Below are 426 nucleotides of genomic sequence, written 5' to 3'. Positions count from 1 at the left end.
AGGTAATGGAACAAGCCCTGCAGTTGGTGCATCCTTCACTGCACCTGGCGGAACTCCAGACCCGAAGAAAGCTGATGAAGAGGCTAAGAAGAAAGCTGACGAAGAGGCTAAGAAGAAGGCTGACGAAGAAGCTCAGAAAAAAGCTAATGAAGATAAACTAAAACAAGAAGAAGTTCAGAAAAAGGCTGCTGAAGAACAGCGTAAACAACAAGAGCAACAACAGCAACAAGAACAACAACGTAAACAACAAGAAGAAGCTCAGAAAAAGGCTGCTGACGAAGAAGCCGCTAGAAAGAAAGCCGAAGAAGAAGCTGCTAGAAAGAAAGCTGAAGAAGAGGCTGCTAGAAAGAAAGCTGAAGAAGAACAACACAACCAACAAGAACAACAACAAAATACCGGAGGAGATACACCTCACGCAGACGGAAA

The 426-nt window shown here is 44.1% G+C and carries 1 pseudogene; it reads left to right on the top strand.

The features are described 5' to 3' along the window. Positions 1-426 (top strand): annotated as a pseudogene (locus MR113_RS27460) (penicillin-binding protein); the annotation flags it as partial.

The sequence above is a fragment of the Bacillus cereus group sp. BfR-BA-01379 genome (assembly GCF_022663605.1).
GTDB lineage: Bacteria > Bacillota > Bacilli > Bacillales > Bacillaceae_G > Bacillus_A > Bacillus_A mobilis.
The sequence above is the reverse complement of the archived record's forward strand: the minus strand, read 5'-3'. Positions and strand labels throughout refer to the sequence as shown.